This is a genomic window from Cupriavidus sp. GW821-FHT07C08, from assembly GCF_059419025.1.
Window position 1 is genome coordinate 77,711 of the sequence record NZ_JBWKQZ010000023.1, and the last position, 26,684, is coordinate 104,394.

Consider the following 26,684-nt stretch of genomic DNA (forward strand, 5'->3'; position numbering starts at 1 on the left):
GCAAACTGGTCTGTAGTCCAGTTAATTCCGGTTTCCTACAACAACCCCTGAGAGCGTCAGGTCGGGTATTTCCAACGTCAGAAATTGCGTTGGCCCCGAAATAGTGCTATAAATAAAGTACATTCAACGAGGGAAGCGACGTAGAGGTGCGCCAACACCCCTGCGTCACTCAGAACCGCAGATGCGAGCTGCGTCCCTTGCCATGGCTTCCCGCCCAAATTGGGCAGGGAGAAGCCTAGCAAAGATTTAGGTACGAAGAAAGGCTCGCACATGAAGCGCCGTAAACAAGAACAGCTGAATCAGCTATCGTTTGACTTTGCATTTGATGAGGCCGTAGAGACCATCGCGCGCATTGAGGCGGATGCGATCGCGGACGAACCTGAACTATTTTTTGGAGAAGATCATGCTGGAAGGAAACCTGGAACCACTGGCGATCGCGAAGCGAGTGTTGCAACCGAGCACGCTGCAGGCGGTCTGCCGCAAGCCGTACACGGTGCGCGGCTGGAAGATTCTGGATCGCTGGGCAATGAACGACCCGGCGAAACTCAAGGCATTGGAGCAGGAAGCGGAGTTCCTGCTTTTGAGTCGCCTGCTGGAACAGCAAACGATGGAGACCGAGGTCCTGGCGGAACAGACCGCGCTGGAACGCCTGTCGCAGGGCGAGACGGAAGCGGAGATTCTGGCAAGCGCGTTGGTGAACACCGAGTTGTAAAGCCGACGGATTACGTCATCACGGAAGCTGACGCGCTGGGAGAGGGAGGCGCGAAAACGAAGTTCCGTGACAACGTGGCGGCTCTCCGATTGCTTGATGTGCTTAGGGAGGAAGACCGCGCCGCCACTGTCGAAGAGCAGGGCACCCTGGTGCGCTATGTTGGTTGGGGTGGCCTTCCGCAAGCATTTGACCCCTCAAACAAGGAATGGAAGAAGGAGTACGATGAGCTCCGCTCCGTCCTTTCCGGCGCTGACTATGACGCAGCGCGACGCTCCACGCAGGATGCACACTACACGGCGAAGCCCGTCGTAGAGGCAATCCATAGCAGCCTTCAGCGCTTCGGCTTCACTGGCGGCAAGCTCATTGAGCCATCCGTCGGTAGCGGGAACTTCGTTGGCCTGATGCCGGCGGATGTACGCGGCCGCTCCAAGGTCACTGGCATCGAATTGGACCCGACGACGGCGGCGATCGCCAAGCACCTGTATCCCTCGGCTACGATCATCAACAAGGGATATCAAGACGTCAGCATCCCTCAAGACTACTTTGACGCAGCGATTGGCAATCCGCCGTTCGGGAACCAGAAGCTGTACGACCGTGAACACAAGGAACTGGGCGAGTTCTCGATTCACAACTACTTCATCGCCAAGACGCTCGACAAGGTAAGGCCCGGTGGTGTGGTCGCGGTTGTTGTCAGCAACTTCTTCCTGGACGCGAACGTTTCCACGGCGCGCGAGCACATCGCGAAGTCTGCCAATCTTGTTGGCGCTATTCGCCTCCCCAATACCGCCTTCAAGAGAAACGCGCTGACTGAGGTCACTACGGACATCGTGTTCTTGCAGAAGCGCACGCCGGACCAAGCGCCGGATCTGTCGTGGGTCAATGTGGGTACGGTAGCAGACCCGGATTCTCGCGAACCCATCACCCTCAATGAATACTTCATCCGACGCCCGGAAATGATGCTCGGCACAATGGCGTTGCAGGGCACCATGTATGCCGGGAACACGGCAGCGCTTATTGCGCCCGCGGCCCAGGATCTCGCCGCCGAGCTGGACCGCGCAATCGCGCTTCTTCCCGAGGGGATCTATCAGTCACGACGGAGCACTACCGTCGATCTGCCGCCGACAGAGACGCCAGGGGCGCAGGTGGAAGTCCCCGAACACACCAAGGTAGGCGCCTACTTTGTCACACCCACAGGCACCATTGCCCGCCGGCTGCCTGACCTTCTGGCCGATCGGCGCTATGAACTGATCGAGACCAAGAATGAGCGCGCTGGCCAGCGCATCAAGGGAATGGTGGAGATCCGGCTCGCACTGCGTTCACTGATGGAGGCAGAGCGTACTGACGCCGCTGACGCCCAACTGCAGGCGCTGCGCAGGGATCTAAATCGCGTTTACGATCGCTTCGTCAAACAGCATGGCCACATTAGCAGCCTGGTGAACAAGCAGGCGATGGGCGACGACCCTGAGTATCCTCTGCTGCATGCCCTGGAGCGCGATTATGACAAGGGCATTTCCAAAGAGACCGCGCGAAAGCATGGCGTCGAACCTCGTGAGGCCTCCGCAGTAAAAGCGGCGATCTTCACGAAGCGGGTGATGGCTCCGACGCGTGAGATCACTACTGTCGAATCCGCAAAGGACGCGCTGGTGGTGTCGATGAACGAGCGCGGGCGAGTCGATCTGGACCTGATGACTCGTCTAACCGGGAAAGAGCAAGACGCGCTCGTCACGGAGCTTCGTGGACTCATTTTCCGCAACCCGAAGGGCGGACACTGGGAGACGGCCGATCAATACCTGACCGGCAACGTCAAGGCGAAGCTCCAGCAAGCAAGGGATGCCGCGACCGTCGACGGAAGCTACGAAGGGAATGTCGAAGCGCTGACGGCGGTTCAGCCCAAGGACATCGAGGCTGTGGACATCGCCATTCAACTTGGTTCAACGTGGGTGCCAGAGCAGTACGTCAGTGACTTCATCACGCATGTGCTCGGCGGCGTCTCGCGCCAGGTCAGCTACCAAGAATCCATCGGCAAGTGGTTGGTGAAGATTAGCCCTGCCGATCGCACCACGAATCACGTCCAGTGGGGCACTGCCGAAGTGGGCGCGAATTCGCTAATCGAAAGGGTGCTCGAGGGGCGTCCGATCGAAGTGAAGGAACAGGTTGGACGTGACGAACGCGGTCCCATCTATCGCACCAACGCGGAAAAGACGGCGGCGGCGAACCAGAAGGCTGACGAGCTTCGCCAGGCCTTCGTCGACTGGGTATGGACGGACAAGGACCGACGGGATGCGCTTGCGAGGCTCTATAACGATCGGTTCAACACCGACGTGGAGCCTCGCTACAACGGATCGCATCTGAGCCTGCCCGGCGCTTCGGTCGACATTACTTTGCGGCCCCACCAGAAGGATGCCATCTGGCGAGGAGTGCAGGACGGAACGGCACTCTTTGACCACGTAGTCGGCGCAGGCAAGACAATGGTGTGCATCGGCGTGGCAATGGAAAGTCGCCGCATGGGCCTTGCCCGCAAGCCGATGATCAACGTGCCGAACCATCTGACCCTACAGTGGAAGGATGCGTTCTACCAGCTGTACCCAGACGCCAACGTGCTTGTCGCGGAAAAATCTGACTTCAAGAAGGAGAATCGCGAGAAGCTGTTCGCGCGCATTGCAACCGGTGATTGGGATGCAGTTATCGTCGGGCATTCGAGCTTCAAGAAGATCGGAATGCCCGAAGATACGCTCAGCGAGATCCTGTCGGAGCAAATCGACGACCTCACTGGCGCGATCGAAGAGATCAAGCGGAAGAATGGTGATCGCATGACCATCAAGCAGATGGAAAAGGCGAAGGAACGCATGACGGCAAAGATGGAGCGGATGGCCGATCGTGGCAGCAAGGACAAGGCCGTAACGTTTGATGATCTGGGTGTGGATCTGCTCATCACCGACGAGTTTGATCTATACAAGAATCTCTTCGTCAATACAACGATGCAGAACGTGTCCGGCCTCGGGAACCTGGAAGGTAGCGATATGGCCTTCGACTTGTTCGTGAAGTCGCGATATCTCCAGCAGCGCTATGACGGTCGTGGCGTGTTCGGTGCAACTGGCACACCGATCTCCAACTCGATTGCAGAGATGTACACGCTGCAGCGCTACATGCAATACGACGAAATGAAGGCACGTGGGATTGTCCACTTTGACGCATGGGCATCGACGTTCGGGCAAGTCGTCGCAGGTTGGGAGCTTGACGCGACAGGCGTGAACTACAAGCTGAACTCACGTTTCTCAAAGTTTCAGAATGTCCCAGAGCTGGTGGGTATGTACCGATCGTTTGCTGATGTCATTCTGCGCGAGGATCTGGAAGAGCAGGCGCGTGCTGTAGGCAAGCGCTTCCCGGTGCCACGCATCGCTGGAGGGAAGCCAAAGAACATTGTGGTGGAACGCTCGCCGCTACAGGCCGAGTACATGGGTATCCAGGAGCGCAAATACGATGTGAACGGCCAAATGCTCTTGCGAGGTGATGGCACCCCTGTGACCGCATGGAACGAGGGCTCGATCATTCATCGCATGGAAAACATGCCAAAGGACCCGCGCAAGGACAATCCACTCAAGGTCACGAACGACGCGCGAAAGGCTGGTTTGGACTTCCGTCTCATCAACCCCGCAGCCCCTGACTTTGAAGGAAGCAAGGTCAACGCGGCCGTGGACGAGATGATGCGAATCTACGAGAAATGGAACAGCCGCAAGGGCACTCAACTAGTGTTCTGTGATCTGTCCACCCCGAAAGGAGCATCCAACAGGCCAGGTGTGGAGGTGTCGACGGAGCGTGGCGACGATGATGCCGAAGAGCTGGAGAGCGCGGAGGCAATCTCCATGGATGATCTGTTGGCATCTGGCTCCGCGTTCAGTGTCTACGACGACATTCGGAATAAGCTGATCGCGCGAGGCGTGCCGGCATCGGAGATCCGCTACGTGCATGACGCAAAGACGGATTTGCAGAAGGCCAAGCTTTTTGACCTCGTGAATCGGGGCGACGTGCGCTTCCTGCTCGGGTCGACGGCGAAGATGGGCGCCGGGACGAATGTCCAGAAGAAGCTGGTAGCCGAGCACAACCTGGATGCACCATGGCGCCCACGCGATCTTGAGCAACGGGAAGGCCGCATCATCCGACAAGGAAACGAGTTCTACGCGGAGGACCCGGACGGCTTTGAAGTCGAGGTGCTGCGCTATGCGACAAAGCAGACCTATGACTCGCGCATGTGGCAGACGATCGAGTACAAGGCCGCGGGCATCGAGCAATTCCGCAAGGGTGGTGGCAGCCAACGCGTGATCGAAGACATCGCGAGCGAGGCCGCGAATGCTGCAGAGATGAAGGCGGCAGCAACGGGAAATCCGCTGATCTTCATGCAGGTGCAACTTTCCGCAGATCTGCGCAAGCTGGAAGCCGTGTACTCAAACTACAAGCGCAACCTTCATAGCATGGAGAGCCGCTTGCAATGGCTGGATCGCGCTGAGGGGAGGGCTGCTGAAAAGGTTGCAAATCTGGAGGCAGAGATCGCCGTCCGCGACGCTAACTCAACCGAGGAGATGGCTTTCATCTCTGGCGGCCGGACTTTCACCAAGGACACGAGGGACGCGCTGCTCACGCATATTGGCGTGGCCATGGAAACGGCCATCAAGGGCGGGAAGACGTTCGCATTCGATAAGGAAGCACCGGTTCGGATCGGTCGCTATCGCGGCTTCGATGTTGACGTGGTAGCTCAGCGTGGCGCAGTGCAGTTCGTTCTGCGGGGGCCGGCGTACGAGCGGCGACCTGTGAACCTGGCTTATGACAAGAATGACAAGTTCAGCGTCGACGGGTTCATTCGCCGCTTGGACAACGTTCTGGAGCAGTTCGAAAGCTCAATCGCGGACGCGAAGGACGATTTGGAGCGGGAGCAAGCAGAGCGGGACAAGGCTCGCGCGGAGGTTGGGCGCCCCTTCGCAGAGGAATGGAAGCTGCATGCACTGCGCAAGGACGTTGCTGACGTCATGGTCGAACTGAAGAAGATGCAGGCGGATCAGGAGTACGTTTCGTCGTGGAAGCCCGCCAGCGCTGGTGGGCCGGGAATCCAGCCGCAACAGGAACAGGTGAACACCGAGATTCCGAACGATATCCAGGGCACGGTATCGCGAGTGGACGAAACCGTGCGGCGGTTCCTTAACGGCGCAGCGAATCCGAATGTGGCGAGCGAGATTTTCGACCGAGCATTCGATGCGCTAGTTGAGATGGGCGACGGCCGCGAGGTGCATTCGCTTCTGCTCGATCGAATCAAGGAAGATCGAGCGCTGGCGGAGGCCGTAGCGGCTTACCCTGGAAAGCGCTATGCGTCGCGGGAGATGCTAGCTGCTGCGGAGATGGTGACGCAGTATGAGAACAAGGCCCAAGCGCATGGCAGGCAGCTTGGATATGAGGTGCTGAAGCCGAACCGTGACGAAGGGCAATATGTCGGCCGAATTGTCAGCGAGACGGCTCGACACTTCATCCAAGATATTGGCCACCAGCGCGCCACAATCCATGCCAAGGACGATTTTATGAGTAAGACGGTATCTGTGGGGGATAGGGTCCGTGTTACCTATCGCTTTGGTGCTGCGATGACGTCGACGCGTGACCGGCCGCAGGATGGGCTGGGTGTACAACACTAGGAGGTGAGAACTATGATCGATGGCTATTTCATCAAGAAGATCGGCGCGAACAAGGGAAAGCCGCGTGTCTGGTTGGAGGGGCTGCAGGCCGCCATCGCCGGCTTCCAACCTGGCCAGCGTTACGACGTTGAAGTCCGGGGGAAGACGCTAGTGCTGCAGGTCAATCCCGACGGCTCCCGCGTCGTTTCTTCGAAGACGGCGGGCGAACGCGTAAATCCTGTCATTGACCTGAATTCTCAAGCCCTGCTTGCCGTGTTCGATGGCATGGCGGCGGTGCGTGTCGTGGTGCGTGAAGGAGAGATCTATATCTTGCCACTGGCTTCCGAGCTTCGGAAGCAGGAACGAATGCAGCGTCTGCGAGAGCGGCTGGAGAATGGCGAAGCAATCCGCATGGGTAGCCTGAGTCATGGTGGCGGCATCATGAGCCATGCTTTGCATGCCGGCCTCGAGCGCTCCGGGCTGAAAGCCGAGTTGGCATTCGCCAATGAGATTCGCGACGACCTGATGGAGCAGGCGAGCCAGCACAACGATGCCTGGTCTGAAAGAACCTTGCCACTCGTTGCTCCCATGCAGGAACTGGCCTTCGACGAGCGAGCAATGTCGCACATTCCCAAAGTTGAAGTTCTGGAAGCCGGTTTGCCATGTTCAGGCCTCAGCAAGGCAGGGAAATCCAAGAGGGGGCTCCGTCACGAAGCCGATCATCCCGAAGTGGGACACCTGGTGGTTGGCGCGCTGGTCATTATCTCGAAGGCCAACCCTGCAATTGTTATTGTGGAAAACGTCCCACCAGCAGCCATCTCTGAGACCGCCTCTATTCTCCGGAACCAGTTGCGGGATATGGGCTACGACATCCAAGAGCGCATGCTAAGCGGCAAGGATTGGGGTTCGTTGGAGCATCGCGATCGATGGTGCATGGTTGCGGTCACGCATGGCATTGAGTTGGACCTTGACGAGCTTCTGCCTCCAAACACGGTTGTCCGCAAACTCGAAGACGTTTTGGAACCGATTCCGGCCGATGACCCTCGATTCAAAAACTATATTTATCTGAAGGACAAATTAATCAGAGATCAGGAGGCAGGTAAAGGCTTTGCCTTTAAGGTGGTTACCCCGGAAAGCACGGAGACCGGAGTGCTGAACAAGCTTTACCATAAGGCTCAGTCCACTGGGACCTACCTGGCCTCGCCAGACGATCCCGACAAGATGAGGCTCCTTACAGCGGTTGAACATTCGCGCGTAAAACGTGTTCCCGAGTGCCTGATTGAGGGGCTCTCTAACACAATTGCTCATGAGATGTTGGGGCAGGCGGTACTGTACGAACCCTTCCAGGATCTTGGACAGCACGTTGGCAACTCCTTGCAGCGCCTCGCGGGCCGAAGCGGCGTCCCGTTGGCCAACCGCAAGGCTGCGGATGTGGCAATGGAAGTTGGCGCACCGACTGAGGTCGCGGAGATCGCAGCGGGAGTGGTAGACGCGGTGAGTGCTGCGAACATCGAGTCGGGCCGCTACAAGGGCCAAGTCGTCGCGGCCCACGGGCACTTCGTTGTGCAGGACGTTGGCAGAGGGCTAGGAGTGATACACGATCGTCGTCAGTTTGACGACCCGCCGCGGCTGGGCGCAACTGTGCGAGTCGCCTATGACCGTGGCCGTGGGAAAGCCGAAGAACACGCGCGCGCCCAGATGTCGCTGGGGCTTGAGTAGCGCAGGGCGCCAGCGCGAGGGTGGCGCTCTTCTTCCTGAAGGCACTTTGCTATGCCAGGTTGGCCAGCAATGTGCCTTCAGGAAGATTCGACAACTTTCCAAAATCGACCAGCTGGCCAGCATCACTGAATTTTGGTGTTGTTTTTGCCGCTCGCGACAAAACGCAATAAACTGCCAGCAAGCAACAGACTAGTCTTGCTGAGGGCGCTTTCGGCATATCCGCTTTGTTGGGGGCGGCCAAAGAATTCAGCCGCCCATTCTTGGCGCTCCTCTACACAGGGCTCGCCGGCATATTCTCTACGCAGGATCTCCAGCATCAATTGAGTCGCCGGCGGATATGCGCCGTCATTTCCTGCTGAAGCTGATTGGCACGAAGAACCAGGAGGCGCAGGCGGTGGACCTCCCCACAGAAGCTCACGAACAACTGGCAAAGGCTCTCGTTGATAGAGCGACCGCAAATATTGGACCGTCAGTCGTTACTCCGTCCCTTGTCCCTCTCCGCGATATACGCCAACTGTCTCGACCGAGTACGAGCGTACGCCTCCGCTTGTCATTTCCTCCGGGGCCGTCGAAAGAATCAGCGGGACTTTGTGCTTTGTTGCGACCACGATTCCCGTACGTCCAGTGGGATATGTTGTCCTCTGAACCGTATCGCCGCAGAGCGTAGTCAAGTCTACGCCACCTATTATTAACCGGTCGCAGAAGCCGTGAGCCTCGACTACAGTGGTTGCTGATGGCTGCGGAACGGGTGAGTCGCTTGGCTTAGCGTCCCTGCGTGGAATCTGAGCCGCCACATCGGCATGCGTGAGCGATGTCCAATTTTGGAAGCGGAACCGTACACCACTCTGTGTGCCGTCCTTGTCTGTGGCTAAGTCGCACTGGAGTGTGCTTGATTTTGCGGCTTTGGCAATGGCGCATTTTCCGTGGGCGGCCAGATATTCAATCCCCTCGCCTTGGCCCCGATAGACGCCGACCGTTTCTATCGGAAAAGTTGACACCCCCTCTGTGCCCGGCTCTTCTGGCCCCGTCGAAAGTATCAGAGGGACCTTGTTCAACGTAGCGACGACAATTGCGGTTCTCCCGCTGGGAAAGATAGTCCGGCGTACGCTCTTAGCACAAAGCTGTGTCGCATCAGCGCCGGCGATTGTCAGTCGGTCGCAAGTACCCCATGCCTCGACCTCGACGGTTGGCGGGCTTTGGGAGGGTTTTGGAGTGTTAAACTTTATCTCACTCGGCGCCCGCTGGGTGACTACGGATTCCGCTTCCCGTTTGATGTGCTCCCCTAACAAGGCAAACCACCTCATTTGCGTGGGTGAAAGCCGCATGCCCTGCGCCGTGGGTGAGGCCGCAGCGGCATCTGCAAGGATTCGTTCGATATTGCGCGCCCGCTGGATTGGGACGCTGTGACGATCGTCATTCGATAGCTGTGCCGCTGCAGCACTAAGCGAGTCTTGCGATCGCAACCATTTCGCCATGGCCCTCAACGCCTCTGGGCGGCCTGTGGCCAACAAGGATGCCGCAAACTCGTCCACTATGCCTCGTTGTCCCATCCCGGGAGCCCCCAGAGATTCAACAGCGTATGTCCAACTTCATGCAAGACGATCATGGGAAGCGCGTCACCGGCGCCCTTCTCGAGCAGGTCGTTGATTAATTCCGTGCAGATGGTAACGTCGGGAGCGGAATAGGCGTTCACCTCGCCACATGGCTTCACACTGAGCTTGAACTTGGGAAGCTCATAAACCGAGTCGAGCGTATCCAATGGAAAACGCAGCGCACGCTCTAACACGGCACGTTGCTCGACCGTGCGGACGCCAAAACGGAGAATTGTCAGTCGAGCGCGAATTGGCTTATTGGCCGTTGGGGTAACGTAGATGGCAATCCCGTCCCTCTCCACTGCCGAGAAGTCGAACCGACGAACCCACTTGTCCTTTACCTCACCATAGCTGGTTGGCTTGGAAAAGTCTTTGCGATCTGCCTCGACGGCTGGATATGTCACAACTGTCGCACCTGGCCCACTGGCCCATACCATGGCCACGTAGCTATCACCGTCGCGGGTCGGATAGATCTGCCCCTTCAGCGCCTCCTTCCCAGGGAAGGCGACGACTTTGTCGAGGACAATCGCTGAATATTTCTCCGACACTTCTACCGGCACACGTGCGAAAGCCAGCGAGCATACAAAGGCGAGTGAAACCAAGGCGGCCCAGGATCGATTGCGCAAGTCTCATCCTCTTTAGCTTTGGGGACCTGGCGGGCTTGCCGGCTTAGAGGTGGCTTCGCTTGTTCGGACAGGGATCCGGAATTTTTAAGTGGAAGCGCTGGGGCAGTCAGGCTGCCAATTTGATCGCTGGCAGCGTCGCGAAGTATGCCTCATCCGGGGTCTGGTCCGCCAGACTGGAATGGGGCCGTCGTTGGTTGTACCAGGTCAGGTAGTTAGCGATAGAGCGGCGTGCATGGCTCACCGAGTCGTAGGCTTTCAGGTAGACCTCCTCGTATTTGACGCTGCGCCAAAGGCGTTCGACGAACACGTTGTCGCGCCAACTGCCCTTGCCGTCCATCGACAGCAGCTGGATGCCGCGGTCAAGCACGGCGTGGGTGAACTCCGTGGCGGTGAACTGGCTGCCCTGGTCAGTGTTGACGATCTCCGGCGAGCCGTATTTCGCAAAGGCCTCCTCAAGCGCCTCGACAGCATGGCAGCTCTCCAGAGTGATTGCCACCCGGTGGGCCAGTACTTTGCGGGTCGCCCAGTCCACCACCGCCGTCAGATACACGAAGCCCCGCGCCATCGGAATGTAGGTCGTGTCCAGCGCCCACACCTGGTTGGCGCGATCAATCTTCCGGTCGCGCAGCAGGTACGGCCAGATCTTGTGCGCTGCATTCTTGCGGCTCGTGTTCGGCCGACGGTATAGCGCCTCGATGCCCATGCGCTTCATCTATGCGTGGAGGGCCGACTGGCTCCCTGATCGGGTGACGGCTCGATTGAGGCGCCTGGCAGCCAGCATTAGAGGGCCAGGATCGCAAACGGGCGCTGGCCGCCTTCGAATGGGGGACGCTGTTTGCCCTACGGGTGGCGCTGCGTAATGGCTCGGTTTTCCTGGACCACAGCTTCGCATTCCGTAGCCAGGCGGCACTGCTGATTTCCAACGAGGATTGGCAGGCCCGGCGTAACCATTTCTACGGTCATCTCAAGCTGCCGCAGGACGCCAAGGCTTTTCTGGAGCCCGTGGTGGCACATTTGGATGCGGGGCTCGCCAAGTTGCGAGACGCGGCCTTGCGCGGCGAACTGAAGATTGATAGCGCGATCCATATCGATCCGCTCACGGCAACGAGGCCGGAAGCCTCCGTGGAGGCGTTGCGGCGCGCGCTGTTCGAGCGGCACCCCGGTGGGCAATTGCCGGAAATCCTGCTGGAGATTGATAGCAGCACCCACTTCAGTTGGCTCCTGCTGGGCCGGGAACCGCATTCGCGCAGCGAGCTGCTGATGGTCTACGCCGCGGTACTGGCGCACGGCACCTCGATGTCGGCGGCAGACCTCGCACGCATGGTGCCGGAGTTGTCGCCCAGCGCGATCCGACAAATGATGCATCGCATCGCGGACGAGCGCAAACTCCGCCAGGCCGCCGATGCTGTCCTGGTCTTCATGCACCAGCATCCGATTGCCCAACACTGGGGGCGCGCCGATCTGGCATCATCGGACATGATGTCACTGGAGACCACGCGCACGGTCTGGCGGGCACGGGCCGATCCGCGCCGGCGCACGAAATCGATAGGCATGTACACGCATGTCCGCGACCGCTGGGGCATCTTCTACGACCAGCCGATCCTGCTCAATGAGCGGCAGGCCGGCGCGGCCATCGAGGGCGTCATCCGCCAGAGCGGATCGGAAGACGTGGCGCAACTGGCTGTCGATACCCACGGCTTTACCGATTTCGCCATGAGCCACTCCCGGCTGCTTGGCTTTGATCTTTGTCCACGGCTTGCGCATCTGCGCGACCGCCGTCTCCATGTGCCCAGGGACCACGACATATTGGCCGAATTGGCTTCGGTGACGGACGCGGATGTCCGGCTGGATCTGATCGAGCACGCCTGGGACGAACTGGTCCGCATTGCGGCATCGGTGCAGAGCGGGCAATGCACCGCCGTCCAGGCGCTCACGCGCTTTGGCGCGGCGGCGAAGGGCCAGCCTGTCTATGAAGCGGGCGTGCATCTCGGCCGGCTGTTTCGCACCATCTTCCTGATTGACTATTTCACCATTCCTGCGTTCCGCCACGAGATGCAGCATGCCTTGAACCGAGGCGAGGCGGTCCACACGGTGCAGCGGGCCATCCACTACGGAAAGATTCCGCTCGAACTGACCCGGCATGATGCGTCGCTGGCGGCGGTGTCATCGGCGCTGACCTTGTTGTCGAATGCCGTAATGGCTTGGAACACGCTGCACATGCAGCGCGCGCTCGATGCCATCGAGGCGATCGGCGGCGAAGCCATGCGCGCCGAAGACCTGCGCCAAATTGCCCCGACTCATCTGGAAGGCATCAACCTGCGCGGCACCTTCGACTTTCCGATTGCACGCTATGCCCATCGCCTCCTGCCGAACCTCGCAACGGCGCTGGATCAATCAGCCCTGCATCAGCAGGCCGGTTAGAGGCAGCCAAGCCTGGAACCGGGACCAGGCTTCTTGGCCCATCACGCTTCACCGGCCGTCGAGCTTCGCCGAGACGGCACGTGCCAGCGGTTCGATCACCGCGCGACGACGCTCAATCATGCTGGCCGGCCCTTCGCTGTAGACCTCGCAGTCAAGCCGGGCGCCACCGCCGGGAGCTGGCGTCAGGAGGATGCGGCCCAGCTTGCCGATTGCCGCATGCGACAGATGGTAGACGAAGGTGCCTCCTGGCATGAGCTCGCGCTCAACCGCTACATCCTTCGGCCAGACAAATGACGAAGTGGCCATCGATTGGCTCCAGTTGGGGTTCGAGGCGGAATCGTGGAGGCGCTGCCGGAAGGACTGAGCAACGCGGCGCTCCCTATTGTAGAACGCCTACCGCTGGGAGCCTCGCTTGGTTGCAGCGCTACACCGGCCCTCTGATGTTCGTCAACTGGGACAGAGCCCAGATTTGACTAGAATCGGGAAATTTCCAGGGCAATTTTCGCATTGCTCCGATATCCCGGCGGACTCGATATCCAATGGGGGAGAAGGGTCGCCAGCCGCCGGGCAAACACCAGCCTATGTCCCTTCCCGGCCATGAAGGGCCACTCGTCCGAGGCGTCACCGAGACATTCACATGGCAGTTCCACTCAGCAAGCGGTCGTTCGATCAGGGATACCTCGACGCAGACAACAGCAGCGAGAACAGCCTTCAGACGATGGCCGTCAAGCTATTCGAGGCGCACGGATCGACCGTGGAAGGGATGAAGTTCTGAAGGCGGAGATAAGCGGCTTATGGAAACAGATTATAAGCGTCGCCGGCGCGATGATGCGCGGGTCCTGGGGATACAGAGGCTGCGGCGAGCTGTGTGTTGAGCGCTGGGGCGGCTGCGCTTACCGATGCAGACATGGGCGTCGACCTCAACGACGCGGATGAAGCGCTCGCGCGTCCATCCCGCCCCGGCGAGTGGCTGGAATACAGTCCCCTTCTGACTCTAGTGCTGGTGGCCATGGGCGCGGGCTGGCTCTACCAGGAGTTTTCCACCAAGGATCCAATCCTCGCCATCTCAAACCTCAATACCTACAATTTCCTGTTCCTGCTGCTCGGCATGCTGCTGAACTGGCGGCCCAAACGCTTCCTGCGCGCCGTGGCGCGGTCGGTGCCGTCGACGGCAGGTATGCTGATCCAGTTTCCGCTCTACGGTGGCATCGCCTATATCCTCACCAAGGCGACCGGCACCGATGGCGCGACCCTCTCCCATCATCTCGCCACCGCCTTCGTCGCGATGGCTACTACGGAGTTTTTCTCGGCTGTGATGGGGATGTACTCCGCGGTGCTGGGATTCTTTGTCCCGTCCGGCGGCGGCAAGTGGATCATCGAGGCGCCCTATGTCATGCAGGCTGCCAATGAACGGCAGGTCCACCTGGGGTGGGCGGTGCAGGTCTACAACGCAGCGGAGGCGCTGCCCAACTTGATCAATCCGTTCTGGATGCTGCCGTCGCCAAGGATGTGGTGGGCTTCACCTTCACCCAGTTGCTGGTTCACACACCGCTGGTGCTATTGATGCTTTGGTTGTTTGCGACCACGCTCCCATACCTTCCGCCAGTGATGCCATGACAGCCCGAGATCGGCCATTTCGGACATCGGCAACGCTTGCGTCCAGACATCGCGATGTCCGCTCCATCTCGTACCGGACCTTCAGGCATACGCCAGCTACGTACGCGCAGGCTGGCCGCTCAGCGCTCCAGTCCCGAGAACGAAGGTTGTCGTTTGTCGAGGAAGGCCGCCACCCCCTCACGGAAGTCGCTCCCCTGCAATGAAGCCGCGATCTCGCGCTCGGCCAGCGCCACGCTTTCACCTAGTGTCTGGCCGAGCGCGAGGTACGATTGCCGCTTGGCCGCCGCCATTGCGCTGGGCGAGCACAGGGTCGCCAATGCAGCGGCACGTTCGAGCACCGCCGGCAGGAAGCCATTGGCTTCGAGCACCGCTGAAATCAGACCGGCGCGTTCGGCCTCCTGAGCGGTCATTGACCTCCCGCTAATTAGCCACTCGAGCGCACGAGACAGGCCGATCATCCTGGGCAGGATCCAGGCAATCCCGTGTTCGGCGGCCAGCCCGCGCCGCACGAAGGCGGGTACCAGCCGTGCTTCGCGGCTGGCGTAGCGGATATCGCAATAGAGGGAGAGCACCAGGCCAACCCCGGCTGCCGCACCGTTCAGGGCGCAGATGATCGGCTTGCCGATTGCCAGCAGATAGCTGTAGCGCTGGCCAAAGTCTTCCCTGGTGGCGACATCGCTAAATACGGAAGTCTCCGTACCATTGCCGCATTGCCGCTCGGACTCCGCCAGCCGCGCGCGAGCCGCCGACAGGTCGGCGCCGGCGCAGAAGGCCTTGCCGGCCCCGGTCAGCACGATCACACGGACCTCCCGATCGTCACGGCAGCGCTCAAGCGCAGCGCGCAATCCCGCTTCCATCTCATGGTTCCAGGCATTGAGTTGGTCCGGTCGGTTGAGCGTGATAACGGCAATCCGGTCCACTACTTCGCAGCGGATGAGCTCGTTGGTGCTCGGGCAGTCAGCGTTCATGATTGCGGGTATGGGGTGGTTCAGGGTGCGGATGGCGATGCTGTCCTCGCGGACAATCTGGACGAAATCTGACATGGCTGGACTCTCTATTGGCAGGGCGCCAGTTCTTGTTTCAGAACGCGCCTTGCTGGCGCAATGTGTCGATTGCCCTGGCCGACAGTCCGAGCAGCTCGCTTAGCACAGCCTCGTTGTGCTCGCCCAGGCCCGGGTTGGGCTTCAGTGCCAACGGCAGGGATTGTTGAAAGCGCAGCGGGCTGTTAGGCAGTACCACCTCGCCCAATTTGGGATGCGTGACATAGCTCAGCATGCCGCGCTCGTGCATATGACGGTCGTGCACAACCTCATCGAGCGTTCGTACCGGCGCACAGGGAAAGTGATAGGTCTGGCTGGCCGCCATGACCTGCGCGCGCGTCAGGCCGCTGGTCCAGGAAGCGACCAGTTCGTCCACCTCGCTCATCAGCTCACAACGCGAGGTGTGCGTCGCGTAGCGCTCATTGGTGCCAAGGTCGGCGCGCCCCATCGCCTGGCACAGCGATGGCCAGTGGCCTTCGGTGACGCAGATAATGGCGATGTAGCCATCCTTCGCCGCATAGGTGTTGTAGGGCGACATTGCCAGTGCCCCGTGCCGGTTTCCGGTGCGCGGATTGCGTTCGGGATCCTCGTAATACAGTGTCAGGTTGGAGGCGAGTGTCGGATACATCGCGTCCTGCATGGCGATCTCGGCAATCCGTCCACGACCGGTTCGCTCGCGCTCGAACAATGCCGTCACGATGGCGCCATAAAGGTGGATCCCCCCCAGGAAATCACTGATGGCCGGCCCTGCCTTGACCGGGGCGCGGTCGGGATAGCCTGTCACGTACATGGCGCCGCTCATCGCCTGGATGGTCAGGTCCATGGCAAGATGGTCGCGATTCGGCCCGCTGGTGCCATAGCCCGAGGCAGAGGCGTAGACCAGGCGAGGATTGATCTCCAGCAGCGCTTCGGCGCCAAGGCCAAGACGCTCCATCACGCCCGGCATGAAGTTCTCCAGCACCACGTCCGCCTTGGCCACCAGGTCACGAAAGACGCTGCGGCCTTGCTCGGTCTTGAAATTCAGCGTGATGCCGCGCTTGTTGGAATTGAGCATGGCCAGGGGCAGCAGCGACTCGCGACGCGAGCGCACCGGCTCTCCATGTGGCGGCTCGATCTTGATCACATTGGCGCCCGCCATCGCCAGCAGGAAGCCGCAATAAGGTCCCTGATAGATCTGGCCCAGGTCAAGCACGGTCAGGCCTGTAAGCGGAAGGTCGCGAGCCGGAAGGTCATTGGTCACACTCGTGGTCGGGTTCATCGTCATGGTATGGATCTCACTGTTTCTGCATCCCGGCCTGCCGGGCTGCCTGCTCCCAGCGGCTGATTTCCTCAAGCTGGAAGCGCTTCAGCTCACTGGCATCGCCAAGAAACGGCTCGCCGTAGGATTGCCGCACCTTTGCCACGCCTTCGGGCAAGCGGTAGATCGCCTGTAAATGCTCGCCAAGGAGGTTGACGATGGACGCCGGCGTACGAGCCGGCACGAAGGCCGCGGTCCAGTTGACCATGTAGTAGTCTCGGAAGCCCGACTCCTGCAGCGTCGGCACCTGCGGGAAGGCGGCGACGCGTCGGTCGCCGCTCACAGCAAGCATGCGAACCTTGCCGGCCGTCAGGAAGGGAACGACGGCGCCGAGGTCGGCAAAGGCAAAATCGAGTTGGTCGCCGGCAAGGTCCGACAAGGCCGGCGCGACGCCCTTGTAAGGCACCGGCGTAGCGCGGCCACCCGCAAGGTGCAGGAAAAGTTCGGTGGCGATCTGGTAAGAGGCCGCACCGGCGCCGTAATTGAGCGTGCCAGGCTGGGCCCGGCTGCGCGCTGCCAGATCGCCGATCGTTTTCGCACCGGAGGAGGCCGGCACCACCACCGCCATCACGCCGCTTGTCAGACGGGCCACTGGCGTGAAATCCTTCACGGGGTCGTATGGCAAGCGCTTGAAGATCGCGACATTGGTCGCCATCGGCGAATTGCTGGCCAGGAAGATCGTGTGGCCGTCGGGGTCGGCACTGGCCACAGCCTGCGCGGCGATGAAGCTGTTGGCACCGGGCCGGTTCTCCACCACCACCGGCTTGCCCAGCCGCTCACCAAGCTTCTGTGCGACATAGCGCGCGGTGGTATCGGCGCCGCTGCCGGGCGGAAAGGACACTATCAGGCGGATTGGCTTATCAGGGTATGCGCCCGCGCTGAAAGGCAATGCCAGCGAGAGCAGCGAGGCCGCTGCGGCAAGGCGCAGGGAGGTGCGTCTATTCATCTTGTCTCCACGCTAACTTATCGGGGGCGAGCTCTGTCTGGCCCGCATGGCTGCAGAATAGGCAACCACAGACTTCAGACCAATCGCGGTGGGTCTATATCAGTCATACCACTACTGGTATGACCGAGTGACCCTTATCGCGCGGGGAGTGCGCGGCTGATCTCGGCGCGCAGCCAAGCGCAGGCCGCATCGCGGTGGGTGAGGTTATGCCAGAACATCGAGACTTCCGTGGCAGGCGCCTCAAAGGCAAGCTCGGCCACCACGACATTGTCGGGCAACGCCAGCCGCCTGGCCGTCCTGGCCGGGATGGCGCAGATCATGTCGGTCTCGCTGACGATCTGCGGCGCTGCCATGAAGCTGGAGATGGTGTACACCACGTGGCGCGAGCCGCCTTGTTTGCGGATGGTCCGGTCGATCAGTTCACCCAGCAAGGTGAGGCCGGTTGGCGAGACGTCCAGGTGGGGCAGAGCGCAGAAGTCCTTCAGGCTGATCCGCACCTTTCCTCCGCCGTGGCGCGGCTTGCGCATCACACAGACGAACGCCTCGGAGTAAAGCAGCGAAGTGTGGATCCCGGGCGCGGAGGGGATGGCCGAGCCAATGCAGAGATCGAGCTCGCCGCTTGCCAACGCATCGACGGCGCCGCTCCGATGCAATGGACTGAATTGCGCCGTGATGGAGGGAGCGGCGGTGCGCAGCGCGGTCAGCAAGGAGGGGGCCAGCGAGAGCTGGATATGCTCATTGCAGGCCAGTGAAAAATGTCGCACGTGGGTGGCGGCATCAAAGGGCGCGTTGACGCCGGCCAACTGAGCCGTCGTTTCCAGCAGTTTTTCCACGATCGGCAGCAATTCCTTGCTGTGCGCGGTCAGCAGCATATGATTGCCCTCACGCACCAGCAGGGCATCCTGGAACACGTTGCGCAGGCGGTCGAGGGTTCGACTCATAGCCGGCTGTGAGACTTCCATCTGGGCCGCCGCACGCGATACGCTTCGCCCCCGTAACAGGGCTGCAAGCGCGAATAGGGTATGGACGTCAACGTTGCCCAGCCGATCCAGAGCAGATGGCGGGATAGGTTTGCCTGATTTAATTTCCAACTCCACGTCATCATTAAGATGGCCACATGATAGTGCCTGTCGGAAAAGAGCTACGCGGATTCCGGTAATGGAACGAATGATTCGCGGTGTCGCGACTGCCAACCGGTATCGAACATTTTGCAGTCCGATGTATGTTCGCTTCGTCCGATGATCACGGCAACGGAGGCGATGGCGGTTGTACTTCGGAAGCGGCCATTTGTCTTCCGGTACTCGCAACGACTGAGAAGGGTCGATCAGAGACAGCCGTGAATAGGCGGCGGCAACCGGCCGAGACCGGCCATGAAGCGCCGTAGAGCCGCCCGCTCCCTCAGTCGTTGGAACGTCAGGTCCAGGCAGGCTAACGGACTTTCGCTCGCCAGCGACTCAGATTGCTTCATCGACCAACGCGGTCGTCCAGTGAGAAAGTGAAGAGAAGCTCGCCACGGATGAGCGAAGCTGTTGAGGCGCGATGGCCGAGACCTTCATCTAGGAATAGAGCGCAACTACGTCGCTCTCAGCCCCAGTCGAGGCCAAGACAACGACACCATTGCCTTCGAGAACTAAACGGCAGGATCCAACCGATCACCGCGTAGACTTACCGCTTTCCGCTTTGGTCCTGGTTCGAAATTTCAAGTAACCCCGCATTCGGAAGGACCGTTCTCACCTAGTCTCTGAACAGTGACGAAGGACGCGGATTTGGCTCACACAGGAACCAAGTGTGCAACTCCCCCATCCCCTTCGCTGCGATCCTTCCTCGATCTTCAAACGCAAAGGCATCACCTAGCAGACGACGCGTTGTGTCCGTTACCTGTATTCGTCCGGCAACGCCGTGCGACTCCATTCGGCTTGCGGTATTCACGGCGTCGCCCCACAAGTCATAGATAAACTTGTGCTTGCCAACTACACCCGCAACGACGGCGCCGCTATTGATGCCGATGCGCATCTGCAGGTCGTAACCTCGTCGTTGGTTGAAGCGGTGCAGTGCGTCCATCATGTCGATCGCCATGTACGCTGCACGAACGGCGTGGTCTGTTGCGGGCTCAGGCAGGCCAGAAGCCGCCATGTAGGCATCACCAATAGTTTTGATCTTTTCGAGGCGGTACTGATCTGCAATGACATCGAAATCAGTAAAGATTTCATTGAGGACGCCCACCAGCCGCTCCGGACTCATCCCCGAGGAAAATTGTGTGAACGCTACGATATCTGCGAACAACACGGTTACCTCTGGCAGACTATCAGCAATGATCTCAGGAATATCACCTGGAACAAGATCTGGGCGCGCCTTCAGCCGCTTGGCAATTGGATACGGCAATAGACTGAGCAAGAGTCGTTCCGAGAGTTTCTGCTCGGCAACGATCTGCTCATATAGGACTTGCAGCTCGTCGCGTTGTCGGCGGATTAGCTCGTGGCTCGCCCGTAATTCTTCATTCTTCCTGGCGATCTCCGCCTCGGCCCGCTTCTTCTCGGTAATATTCCGTCCCTCGGGGAGCAGGAAGACGATGTCGCCTTTTTGATTTCGAATGGGCAGGAGCGAGAAATCGACGCTGATCGTCTCTTCAGGCGCCAGGCGCGAGTAGACTTCGAAGTCGCAACGGACGAATTCACCTTGTCCGGCACGCTGGATAAGCTCACGTACTGCGGTTCTGGTGTCCTGCGAGACACCCCACCAATCAGCATCCCAAAATGGCGTTCCCCTGACCTGGTCCATTCGAATGCCGAAACTCTCGACGGCTGCACGATTGATCTCAAGAATCATGCCGTTGACATCGAGCAATCCGACGAACTGATACATATCGTCGACGATGACGCGAGCAAATTTTTCTCGCAAAGCGCTCGGATCATCCGTCTCGGAGAGCGTCACGCCGCGCACGCAGAACTCAGTGGCGTCAGAAAACACCCGGCAATTGGTAAGCATGCTGCACCTCACGCGCGAGAAGTGTGCGGAGTTGTGCCCCTGTATGAACCTAATCCATGTAGCAGTTTAGGCGGCCTGTGAGCGCCGAATGTGCGATGATGTACAGAAGAGTCCGCGCTCCTCAAGCGGGAGACGCTCAAGGAGCACGCATTCCTTCCTCAGTAGCTTGCCCGATGTATTGGGCCTCGCCTTAGATTGAGGTCTCTCGACGATTTGGCGACAAGAGGTCCAGCGCTACATCGACGATCATGTCTTCCTGCCCCCCGACCATTTTCCGTTTGCCGAGTTCTACAAGGATATCGACGGTCTTCAGCCCGTACTTGGCCGCGGCGATCTCCGCATGTCGCAGGAAGCTCGAATATACCCCTGCATAGCCAAGGGCGAGGGTTTCGCGATCCACGCGCACCGGACGATCCTGCAACGGGCGCACGAGATCGTCGGCCGCATCCATCAGTCGATAAAGGTCACAGCCGTGATTCCACCCCTGTCGTTCCGCTGCAGCGACGAACACCTCCAGCGGCGCATTCCCGGCGCCTGCACCCATTCCGGCAAGGCTTGCGTCGACCCGCGTGCAACCCTCTTCGACAGCCGCCATGGAGTTGGCGACTCCAAGGCTCAGGTTATGGTGGGCATGGATGCCGATTTCCGTCTCCGGCTTTAGCACGTCCCTGAAAGCGCGAAAGCGATCGCGGATGTCGTTCATGCTCAGCGCGCCGCCCGAATCGACGACGTAGACGCACGTGGCCCCATAGCTCTCCATGAGCTTCGCCTGTTCAGCCAGCCCTTGCGGCGTGGTCATGTGGCTCATCATCAGGAAGCCCACGGGATCCATGCCAAGCTCCCGCGCATATTCCAGATGCTGCCGCGATACGTCGGCCTCCGTGCAATGCGTTGCTACGCGGACTACCCGGGCACCCGCATCGTAGGCGCTGCGCAGATCATGGGTAGTGCCGATACCCGGCAGCAGCAGGGTGGCAATCCTTGCGCGCTGCACGCTTTCGGCAGCCGCGGCGATCCATTCGACATCGGAATGCGCGCCGAAGCCGTAGTTGAAGCTCGATCCTTCGAGTCCGTCGCCATGTGCCACTTCGATGCTGTCGACGCCGGCCTGGTCGAGCGCGGCAGCAATGGCCCTGATATGCGCGATGCTGTACTGGTGACGGATCGCATGGCTGCCGTCGCGCAATGTCACGTCGGAGATGTAGAGTTTCCTTTTCAGCGTTGTCATTGGCATGTCTCCTTGCTGCCTCGCGCAATGCCGGATTCCATCCTGCGGCGGGCCATCATCTCCCCGCAAGCCAGCGCGGCGGACGTCATGATGTCCAGGTTGCCGGCGTAGGACGGCAGGTAGTGGGCTGCCCCCTCGACTTCGAGGAAGACGGAGGTCTTCAGGCCGTGCTTCGGCCCGATGCCCGGTATGTTGACCGGCTTGTCGGCCGGGATGTCATCGAACTGGACGGCCTGCTTCAGGCGGTAGCCCGGCACATAGGTCTGAACGCGCTCCACCATCCGCTTGATGCTGTCTTCGATTTTCCGCGTATCGGCGCGGTCGGACAGCACGAACACGGTGTCGCGCATGATGAGCGGCGGCTCCGCCGGATTCAGGATGATGATTGCCTTCCCGCGCGCTGCGCCGCCCAGCAATTCGATGGCCAGACGCGTGGTCTCGGTGAATTCATCGATGTTCGCCCGCGTTCCGGGGCCCGCCGACTTGCTGGAAATGGAAGCGACGATCTCCGCGTAGTGGACTGTGGCTACCTGTGAAACAGCGGCAACGATGGGAATGGTTGCCTGGCCACCGCAGGTGACCATGTTCATATTGCTTGCGTCCTCGCTTTCCAGGTTGATCGCCGGAATTACATACGGCCCGATTGCCGCCGGTGTCAGGTCAATGACCTGGAGGCCATGCTGCTGCAGCACGTCGTTGTGCCGCTTGTGCGCGCCGGCGGAGGTCGCATCGAACACGACATCGATCTCGTCAAAAACATCCAGCTTGAGCAGGCCGTCAATGCCTTCGGCAGTGGTCGCCACGCCGAGGCGACTGGCTCGGGCGAGCCCATCCGATCCCGGATCGACCCCAACCATCGCAGCCATTTCCAGGTGCTTGCCGTGCCGCATCACCTTGATCATCAAGTCCGTACCGATATTGCCGGGACCGATGATCGCCACTTTTACCTTCTTCTCCATGTCGACTCCTGTCAGCGTTCGAAAACAGCACGAACGGAACCCATGCCTTGTATGTGCGCTTCGAATATGTCTCCTGGCCGGACCGAAACCATCGGGCCGAGCGCGCCAGAGAGCACGACATCGCCGGCCCTCAGGGGCGCGCCGCGAGCCGCCATGGTCCGGGCAAGCCAGAGCAGCGCATTAAGCGGATGCCCCATGCAGGCCGCGCCGCAACCCAGCGAGACGATCTCGTCCTGTCTCTCGGTGACCATGCCACAGAGGCGCAAGTCCACGTCCTTCAGCCGGTGCGGGACGGACCCCAGCATGAATGCGGATGAGGAAGCGTTGTCGGCAATGGTGTCGGCGATGCGGATGTCCCAATCACGGATACGACTGCCGACAATCTCCAGCGCCGGCAGGACGTGATCGACGGCCTGTTCCAGCTCTCGGTGCGTGACTGCGTCGCCCGACACATCCCGGCCCATTACAAACGCAATCTCGGCCTCGATCTTCGGCTGGGAGAGCGCGGACCACGGCACCGGCTCGTCCTGGGCATAAGCCATGTCGTCCAGGAGGATGCCGAAGTCTGGCTGGTCGACGCCGAGCTGCTTCTGGACCGCAGCGGACGTCAGGCCGATCTTGCTGCCGACCTTCCTGCCGCCGGCAGTGATTCGACGCTCGATATTGAGTTGCTGGATCGCGTAGGCGTCATCGATGACGAGGCCTTCGTACGTGCGCCGCAACGGCTCGATCCATGTCGAGGTCCGTTCGGCGTGGTGGAGCAGGTCCGCCGCGGCCTTGATATCTGCCGCGTTCATCAGGCTTCTACCTTTTCAAGGAAACACGTCACCGCATCGAACGTCTCGGAACGCTTTTCCACCTGTGGGATATGTCCGCAGTTGTCGATGATCGTGACCTCGCTGTCGGAGATCAGGTCCTGAAACTTCGCGGCATAGGCGGCCGACACGAGCTTGTCCTCCCGACCCCATATGATCTGTGTCGGAGCCTGAAGGCGATGAAGCCGCTTGGCCAGACCCTGATCCGGAATCGGCCAGACGAACGAACCCGTGCAACCTAGCGTCCATATGCGCGCGGCCAACGCTTTGGACATTGCTTCCGGTTCCTCGGGCAACGCCAGGAATGCGCGCGCCTCCTCGCTGTCCGGATTCGCGAACAGCAGAGACGGCATATCGGCCGCGGGAATCGCATTCCAGTTCACGACTGGCATGTCGTCGCGCCACAGTCCGATGGGATCGAGCAGCACGACGGCGCTGAACAGATCCGGGAATGTCGATGCCAACTCGGCCGCCAGCATACCGCCGAAGCTCTGGCCGATCACGATCGGACGATCCAGGCCAAGGCGTCTCACGGCCTCTTCATAGGCGAGGACGATGTCGTGCAGATCCTCAAGTTGCCGGACGGCGTAAGGATCTTCGGGGCTGGTTCCTGGAAATTCGGGAGCATGGATTCGGTAGGACGCTGCCAGATCGAGTAGGAAGTCGTCCAGGACCAAGCCGCCGGAGGGGTGCAGGTACAGGACATCGCGGCCTTGGCCGACGATCTTGACGCGCAGGTTGACACGTTCGCCCCAGACAAGGACGTGTCGCTCCTCGACGGCAGCGTTGCTAGATTCGCCAAAGCCAGAGGTCAGGCTCCGTTCGCGGAGCTTGGAGGTTTGCTGGTTCATGATTGCCCTTCCACAGTGAGTTGTTCGGCCGCCTGCTGCGGCACGCCGCCAAGACGCTCCGGCCACCAGTGGTGCTGGTATCCGTCGCTGGCCCAGAGCTTCTTCAGGTCCGGCATGACGTGCCTTGCGAACATGTCGATGTTGTATTGCGCCAGTTCCTTCGGCATCGAGCCGAACTGCAGCATGGCGTGGAGATTGCCGATGCCGAACTCGCGCGCGAAATCCAGCAGTTGCGCCTTCACCGTGCTGACGCTGCCGCAGACGAGCGCCCCCGACGCGACCAGGTCCTTGAAGGTCGCGGTCCGCATCCTTTCGTACATGCCGAAGTCCTTCGGGTCGCGGAAGATGAACTCCAGGCCACGGATATCAATGCCGCCGGGAAGCGCAAGGCGATGCATGCCGATGCCACCCAGCGCCTTGCGAAAGAAGTACTCGGCGTGCTTGGCGTACAGCCTTTCTGCCTCGGCATCGGTCTCCGCAACGGCAATCGACTGCATGAAGCCGATGCGATACGGGTTCGGCGTTTTTCCGGCCTGCTCCTCGATCTCGCGGAAGCGGTCGAAGATTCGCTTGCCGGTCTCCTTCGCGCCGAACCACCCGAAGTAGTTGAAGCCGTAGTCGCGGTCGACAATGAACTTCATGGTGTTCGGGTTGCCGATCGCGGTGATCCACACCGGTGGGTGCGGCCGGTTTTGGATTGGCCGCGGCCAGATGTTGACTTCGGCATGTTGCGAAAACCTGCCGTTCCAGGCGAAGGGCTTGGGTTCCTGCCAGGCGCGAAGGATCAGCTCGAGGTTTTCGTCGAACCGGGGGCGCGTCTCAAGCGGCGGGACACCATTATTCACATTAGCGTCGTAGGCAAGCCCGATTGGAAACCCGCATACCAGGCGTCCGCCCGACATGCAGTCAAGCATCGCCTGTTCCTCGGCGACCCGCAATGGCTCGCGCGTCTTGCCCAGCGAGCGACCGATGGGGTAGATCGCGGTTTCAATCCCCTCGGCCTCGGTGATGTAGGCCAGCGCCGCTTCGAAAAGGTCCGGGTTCGGCATCATGTCGTACGCGCTTTGGCCGTGCTCGGTGATGGCGAGGCCATCGAAGCCGGCCCTTGCCGCATACAGCATCTCGTCCAGTGCGTCGCGGTAGGCGGAGCGCACGCCTGCAGGCGTGGTAAGCGAATAGGGGGTCGTCACGACCGATTCGAAGCGGTTCTCGAAATCGTTTGGCAAGGACCGGTAAGGGACCTGCTGGAAGTAATTGATCTTCATTTCCGTGCCTCTCTTGCGTTGCTGCCTTTCAGCAGATCACTGGAACAGCTTGACCACCCTGAGGGTCAGGCCAAAATCCTGGTTAAAACCGCCGGTTGTCGCGAATGCGTGATTCACTTCTCCAAGGACTTGCCATGTCTTGCTGACGAAATGGGATGCGTACAGCCGGACTTGCTGGTAGTCGGTGCGAAGACCGTTTGGTTGGCCATCGACCTTCTGCTGTCCGCCTTTGACGATCGTGTAGCCAATCCCTGCACCGGTGGCGGGCGTCAGTTGCTTGCTCAGCCATAGCTGGAGCTGGTAGGTGTTGCCCTGGGAGAGCGTCTTGCCGGTAGCGGCCGCGCCGTAGTCGTTGTTGTCGCCGTAGAAGATCACGTCGCCAGCCACATCCAGTTGCCAGCCCGACTTGAATTGCTGGACGAAGACCGCTTGCAGGTTCTCGCTCCAGGCATTCCGACCTACCGATATGGGGCGGAAGCGGTCGTAAGAGCCAAGCGGAAACGACGTAATGGACGCGAGGCCCAGGTATCTGCCGTTTTGCGGATCATTCAGCGGCCAGACAACGGCGCCGATCATGGGGTCACCGGCGCGCGCGCCGTTCGTACTAGCATTGGCACCTGCGACCTCGCTGTTGACCGATGCAAATGGCATCAGCAGTTGTACGTTGTATGAAAGCGAACTGGTCTTCGGATACCAAACCGCGCGCAGCAGACCCGAGTTCAGGTTCAGGCTCGTATCGTTCTTGATGTCGCCGACGCCCTCTACGTTCAGCTTCTCGCTGTGCGCGTAGTTGTAGTAGCCGACGCCGATGAACGAACCGCCGGGCAACGGGATATAGTCGCCCGGCTCGATCGGAACACCGTGGGCGGCGAGCGATACTGCGGCCAGCGTGCCGGCGGCTAGGGTCTGGTTGAGAATATGGATTCTCTTGTTCACTACTGTCTCCTCCGAAATTTT

At 60.2% G+C, this 26,684-nt stretch carries 18 protein-coding genes and 3 pseudogenes; 6 read left to right on the forward strand and 15 right to left on the reverse strand.

Annotation, left to right across the window (positions count from 1 at the left end; translation table 11 throughout):
* Positions 1-403 precede the first annotated feature (403 nt).
* From AC07UK_RS25740 to AC07UK_RS25750, 3 genes are all read left to right on the forward strand, one after another.
* A complete protein-coding gene (locus AC07UK_RS25740) occupies positions 404-712 on the forward strand; it encodes a hypothetical protein (RefSeq protein ID WP_494686654.1) in 309 nt (102 codons plus the stop codon).
* Between the two features lie 98 nt (positions 713-810).
* Complete coding sequence (locus tag AC07UK_RS25745) at positions 811-6,387, forward strand: helicase-like domain-containing protein (protein ID WP_494686708.1); 5,577 nt, start codon at positions 811-813, stop codon at positions 6,385-6,387.
* 12 nt (positions 6,388-6,399) lie between these two features.
* Positions 6,400-8,085, forward strand: a complete 1,686-nt coding sequence (locus AC07UK_RS25750; RefSeq protein ID WP_494686653.1) for a DNA cytosine methyltransferase — start codon at positions 6,400-6,402, stop codon at positions 8,083-8,085.
* A gap of 122 nt (positions 8,086-8,207) precedes the next feature.
* On the opposite strand, the gene AC07UK_RS25755 is transcribed toward AC07UK_RS25750, so the two are convergent.
* The 3 genes and pseudogenes from AC07UK_RS25755 to AC07UK_RS25765 all read right to left on the reverse strand — a co-directional run.
* Entirely contained in the window at positions 8,208-8,402 is a 195-nt protein-coding gene (locus AC07UK_RS25755) for a hypothetical protein (RefSeq protein WP_494686652.1), read from the reverse strand.
* A 1,214-nt stretch (positions 8,403-9,616) separates the two neighbouring features.
* On the reverse strand, positions 9,617-10,303 hold the full coding sequence (locus tag AC07UK_RS25760; RefSeq protein WP_494686651.1) for a hypothetical protein: 687 nt from the start codon (positions 10,301-10,303) through the stop codon (positions 9,617-9,619).
* A gap of 106 nt (positions 10,304-10,409) precedes the next feature.
* Positions 10,410-11,015, reverse strand: a pseudogene (locus tag AC07UK_RS25765) (IS3 family transposase); the annotation flags it as partial.
* A gap of 1 nt (position 11,016) precedes the next feature.
* On the opposite strand from AC07UK_RS25765, the pseudogene AC07UK_RS25770 reads away from it, so the two are divergent.
* Positions 11,017-12,724 (forward strand): annotated as a pseudogene (locus AC07UK_RS25770) (Tn3 family transposase); the annotation flags it as partial.
* A 48-nt stretch (positions 12,725-12,772) separates the two neighbouring features.
* Here AC07UK_RS25770 and AC07UK_RS25775 read toward each other — a convergent pair.
* On the reverse strand, positions 12,773-13,030 hold the full coding sequence (locus AC07UK_RS25775; protein WP_183035892.1) for a hypothetical protein: 258 nt from the start codon (positions 13,028-13,030) through the stop codon (positions 12,773-12,775).
* A gap of 331 nt (positions 13,031-13,361) precedes the next feature.
* On the opposite strand from AC07UK_RS25775, the gene AC07UK_RS25780 reads away from it, so the two are divergent.
* Positions 13,362-13,499, forward strand: coding sequence for a hypothetical protein (locus AC07UK_RS25780; protein ID WP_494686650.1), 138 nt, complete (start codon positions 13,362-13,364; stop codon positions 13,497-13,499).
* A gap of 108 nt (positions 13,500-13,607) precedes the next feature.
* Positions 13,608-14,341, forward strand: a pseudogene (locus AC07UK_RS25785) (TIGR00366 family protein); the annotation flags it as partial.
* 119 nt (positions 14,342-14,460) lie between these two features.
* Here AC07UK_RS25785 and AC07UK_RS25790 read toward each other — a convergent pair.
* The 11 genes from AC07UK_RS25790 to AC07UK_RS25840 form a co-directional block, all read right to left on the reverse strand.
* On the reverse strand, positions 14,461-15,384 hold the full coding sequence (locus AC07UK_RS25790) for an enoyl-CoA hydratase-related protein (protein ID WP_494686649.1): 924 nt from the start codon (positions 15,382-15,384) through the stop codon (positions 14,461-14,463).
* A 37-nt stretch (positions 15,385-15,421) separates the two neighbouring features.
* Positions 15,422-16,645 (reverse strand): CaiB/BaiF CoA transferase family protein, encoded by a 1,224-nt coding sequence (locus AC07UK_RS25795; RefSeq protein WP_494686648.1) that lies wholly within the window; start codon positions 16,643-16,645, stop codon positions 15,422-15,424.
* Positions 16,646-16,655: 10 nt separating this feature from the next.
* Positions 16,656-17,624: a Bug family tripartite tricarboxylate transporter substrate binding protein gene (locus AC07UK_RS25800; RefSeq protein WP_494686647.1), complete on the reverse strand. Its 969-nt coding sequence runs from the start codon at positions 17,622-17,624 to the stop codon at positions 16,656-16,658.
* A 134-nt stretch (positions 17,625-17,758) separates the two neighbouring features.
* Positions 17,759-18,721 carry a LysR family transcriptional regulator gene (locus tag AC07UK_RS25805; RefSeq protein ID WP_494686646.1) on the reverse strand — a complete coding sequence of 321 codons (963 nt, stop codon included), beginning with the start codon at positions 18,719-18,721 and terminating at the stop codon, positions 17,759-17,761.
* Positions 18,722-19,358: 637 nt separating this feature from the next.
* Positions 19,359-20,609 (reverse strand): adenylate/guanylate cyclase domain-containing protein, encoded by a 1,251-nt coding sequence (locus AC07UK_RS25810; protein WP_494686645.1) that lies wholly within the window; start codon positions 20,607-20,609, stop codon positions 19,359-19,361.
* 190 nt (positions 20,610-20,799) lie between these two features.
* The gene (gene dmpG, locus AC07UK_RS25815; RefSeq protein ID WP_494686644.1) at positions 20,800-21,837 is read right to left on the reverse strand and encodes a 4-hydroxy-2-oxovalerate aldolase; all 1,038 of its coding nucleotides are present in this window, start codon (positions 21,835-21,837) and stop codon (positions 20,800-20,802) included.
* Positions 21,834-22,796, reverse strand: coding sequence for an acetaldehyde dehydrogenase (acetylating) (locus tag AC07UK_RS25820; RefSeq protein ID WP_494686643.1), 963 nt, complete (start codon positions 22,794-22,796; stop codon positions 21,834-21,836). The genes dmpG and AC07UK_RS25820 overlap by 4 nt, the downstream gene beginning before the upstream one ends.
* A gap of 11 nt (positions 22,797-22,807) precedes the next feature.
* A complete protein-coding gene (locus tag AC07UK_RS25825) occupies positions 22,808-23,593 on the reverse strand; it encodes a 2-keto-4-pentenoate hydratase (protein WP_494686642.1) in 786 nt (261 codons plus the stop codon).
* On the reverse strand, positions 23,593-24,462 hold the full coding sequence (locus tag AC07UK_RS25830) for an alpha/beta fold hydrolase (protein ID WP_494686641.1): 870 nt from the start codon (positions 24,460-24,462) through the stop codon (positions 23,593-23,595). Before AC07UK_RS25830 ends, AC07UK_RS25825 begins: the two co-directional genes overlap by 1 nt.
* Positions 24,459-25,727 carry an LLM class flavin-dependent oxidoreductase gene (locus AC07UK_RS25835; RefSeq protein WP_494686640.1) on the reverse strand — a complete coding sequence of 423 codons (1,269 nt, stop codon included), beginning with the start codon at positions 25,725-25,727 and terminating at the stop codon, positions 24,459-24,461. The genes AC07UK_RS25830 and AC07UK_RS25835 overlap by 4 nt, the downstream gene beginning before the upstream one ends.
* 36 nt (positions 25,728-25,763) lie before the next feature.
* Positions 25,764-26,663: a transporter gene (locus AC07UK_RS25840; protein ID WP_494686639.1), complete on the reverse strand. Its 900-nt coding sequence runs from the start codon at positions 26,661-26,663 to the stop codon at positions 25,764-25,766.
* Between the last annotated feature and the right edge of the window lie 21 nt (positions 26,664-26,684).